Consider the following 3,775-nt stretch of genomic DNA (forward strand, 5'->3'; position numbering starts at 1 on the left):
GCCGCCCCCGACGGCGGGGCCGGGGACGGCGGCCCCGCGGCGGACGCCGGTGGCCCCCCGGACGCCGGCCCGATCACGGATGCCGGAGCGGGCGCCGACGCCGGGGCCCCGGACGCGGGCGGCGGGATCTGGTCGCCCGCCCCGGGCACGGCGGGAAACGCGGTGATCACCTGCACCGATGTCACCCTGGCCGCGGGGACGATCGGCCAAGGGCAGTCGGTGTCCACCCTCGCCCGGCGCGAGCTCAGCGGGACCCAGGACGTATGGACACAGTACGTCGAGCTGTCCGGGGGTAGCGACGCCACGTTCACCTTCCCCACCGCGCTCGACCCCGCGGAGATCGCCGGGCTGGCGGTGCAGGTGAACTACCGCGGGTCACTCCGCAGCTACGTCCCCTGGTTCTTCGAGCTGTGGGACGCCGCCGCCGGCGCCTGGGTGCTGGTGGCGGACAACGGCTTCGCCCAGGACTGGGTCTGGAGCGCCGCGGTCCTCCCGGTGCCCGGCCCGCCGCAGCGCTTCCTCTCGGGCGGATCCCTCCGCCTCCGCTACCACGCCGGGAACACCCGGGACGCCTCGCTCCTCGACGAGCTGGTGATCGTCGCCACCCTGGCCGCCCCCGACGGCGGGGCCGGGGACGGCGGTCCCGCGGCGGACGCCGGTGGCCCCCCGGACGCCGGCCCGATCGCGGATGCCGACGCCGGCCCGATCGCGGATGCCGACGCCGGTCCGATCGCCGATGCCGATGCCGGCCCGATCGCGGATGCCGGAGCCGCCGCCGATGCCGGGGCCCCGGACGCGGGCGGCGGGATCTGGTCGCCCGCCCCGGGCACGAGCTGGCAGATCCAGCTCACCGGCGCGCTCGACACCCGCTACGAGGTGGCGATGTACGACCTCGACCTCCTCGACGTGAGCGCCTCCCAGATCGCCGGCTTGAAGGCGCAGGGGCGCGACGTGATCTGCTACTTCAGCGCCGGCAGCTACGAGGACTGGCGCCCCGACGCCAACCAGTTCCCGGCCTCGGCGCTGGGCCGCAGCAACGGCTGGCCCGGGGAGCGCTGGCTCGACATCCGCAACGCCACCGTCCGCGACATCATGAAGCACCGCCTCGACCTCGCCGTCCAGAAGGGGTGCACCGGGGTCGACCCCGACAACGTGGACGGCTACACCAACAGCACCGGCTTCTCCCTCACCGCCGCGGACCAGCTCGACTACAACCGCTTCCTCGCCGCGGCCGCGCACGCCCGCGGTCTGGCGGCAGGGCTCAAGAACGACGTGGAGCAGGTCGCCGAGCTGGTGGCCAGCTTCGAGTTCGCGGTGAACGAGGAGTGCGTGGTCTACTCGGAGTGCGACCTGCTCCTCCCGTTCATCCGCGCGGGAAAGCCGGTGTTCCACATCGAGTACGACGCCTCCCTCCGCACCGAGATCTGCGCCGCCGGGAACTCCCGCAACTTCGACACCTTGATCAAGGACCTGGACCTCTCCGCGGCACGCACCGCCTGTCGCTGATCCGCCCTTGCATCCTGGTCGAGCGCTGGGCCGGCGTCCACGTGGGGCAGAAGCTTCCATCGCTGCACACTCCCAGCTCGCAGCCGGGAGCTCTCCGCGGAGATGCAAAGGTCCGCAACCGCGCTCGGTGAGCGGCCCGTCGCCGAGCCGACGAGCGGCCGCAAAAGGCCGCGCCGTCGACGCGGGACTGGATCGCATTGAACGGCTGCCATGGCGGTGCCGGGAACATGGTCGCGCCGCGATCTCTGGGGCCGGGCCGGCAGATCCTCGGGCCGAGGCGGCTTCAGGCCGATCTCCCACACGAGTCCGTCGGGTGCCTTGCCGGTCACGCGCATGTAGCCCTCGTGGATCGCGACAAGGTGGTGAGCGGCGCAGAGCGCGATCTCGTTCTCCATGCTGTCCGCACCGCCATGCGAGCGGAACTCGACATGGTGGACGTGCGCCGCCCGGCGGCTACATCCCGGGGCCTGGCAGTAGCCCAGATCGCGCTTCATCACCCGGTTCCGCAGCGTATTCCGCTCCTTTGCCTCGCATTTCCACGTCTCCAGGAACTGGTACACCGACCAGAGGAAGCACTCTCGGGAGGTCAGCGGTTTGCGCGCGAGGGCGCGGGCCGCCTTGCAGACGTCCGCGAACAGCTCGATGGTGTGCCGCGGGACCGGAATCTCCAGCCAGCCCCGCGTCCACATCTGCGCTTCCTCCTCGCCCTCGATCTCCCGGCGCAGCGAGATGCACGTCTTCCCCGCCGCACGCTCGATCCAGTCCTTGACGGTGGTGCCGGTGGCCTTCCAGGCGATCAGCCTCGCCTTCTCGTACGAGATACGGCCGCTGCGCATCGCCTGCCGCAGCTCCGGGAGCATCACCAGCCTGCGCTCCAGCGCGATGCGCTGCTGGACCGTGCGCACCCCCATGCCCAGGCGCTCCTTGCAGTACTGTCGGAACGAGGCGAACTGCGCGTCGCGCCAGAGCCCGAGGCTGCTGAAGACGCTCGCGACCCTGCCGAGCTCCTCGTCGCAGCGGTTGCGCTCCGCCACGAGCCGCCGCAACTCGGCGTCGATCCGCCACGGGTTGGTCTCGTCCGCGACGTGCGGAGCGACGACGGGCTGCACCTCGTCGAGGTACACCCAGCGCTTCGTCTCGTTCTCCAGGTCTTCCTCGAGACGCTCGACCGAGTCGTCCGGCGGCGGCAGCGGCCAATGCAGGAAGTTCCCGTCGCTCTCTTCGGCCCCTTCGACGCCGCCGTAAGTGCCGAGGAACTCCTGAAAGATCGCGTCGAGTCGATCCCAGCGCGGCGCGGTGTGCCCGACCTGTTTTCCGGCCACTTTCATCGCCTCTTCGACCATCGGGCGTGCTTCCGGGGGGACCGGGATCGACAGAAGCTCCCAGGGCTCCTCCTCCTCGTCCGCCGTCTTTCCCGTAAGGCTCTTCACCGCCGCGGCCAGACCGCGCGCGGTGTCGGTCTTCGCCCGCTCGACCCAGCTCGCTTCGGCATCTCCCCGGGCGAGCGACATCACGATCCGTGCCTTGCAGGGACTCACCTCGCCTGACCACACGGCTTCCCGCAGCGCGGGCCGCTCCCGTAGGTCGCGAGCGAGCTTCGCCTGCTTCTGCGCCGTCCGCGCATTGAGCCCGAGGCGCTCCCGCGCGTAGTCGCCGATGCTGACGTATCCGAACGTGAGGGTCCGGGCGCCCACGCTCATCGCGGCGAGGTATTCGCCGATGGCGACGTCGTACGCCGCCTTCCGCCGCGCCCGCGTCGCGAGCACCCCATCGAGAAGTACGCCGGCCTCGCTGCGCCCCACGTCGCGCCGCTCTTCGGCCATGGGCGCTTCGAGCGCCGCCACTAGCGCGGAATCGGCGTCCGGGTATCCGGCGGGAGTGGCGTACTCGAGGCTCATGATCGTCGTGTACCGCGCCCCTCTGACATACCGCTGCCGACTCGCCGGCCTCGTTTCCGCCGCACGATCAATTGCACCGGCGCTACTCCCACCGGACAGAACTGCCACGTCAAAGTGTCGTCGCTGTGGGCTATCACGCGTACGCCGCCGCTGCGCACAGCGCAGAGATGGCCGTCGCAGAGTGAGATGAGAGCTTGCGGATCGTCGGGAGTGGCACCCGGAACTGCGTGGAGAGTGGTGATGGTATCGCGGCAGCGGGGCGCCTCGCAGATAGGGCCGCGCGGACGCCGTGCGCGCTCCTTCTTCTCGTATTCGAGCCATTGCTCGATGAGCGGCACCAGCTTGTCGACCACGCGTGTCGTCTCGGCGAG

General features: G+C 70.9%; 1 protein-coding gene. It reads left to right on the forward strand.

Going from position 1 to position 3,775, the window contains the following annotated elements:
• The coding region (locus E6J58_24175; protein ID TMB31679.1) for a hypothetical protein at positions 1–1,506 on the forward strand (1,506 nt) is incomplete at its 5' end.
• Positions 1,507–3,775 lie beyond the last annotated feature (2,269 nt).

Source organism: Deltaproteobacteria bacterium (genome assembly GCA_005879535.1).
Taxonomy (GTDB): domain Bacteria; phylum Myxococcota; class Myxococcia; order Myxococcales; family 40CM-4-68-19; genus 40CM-4-68-19.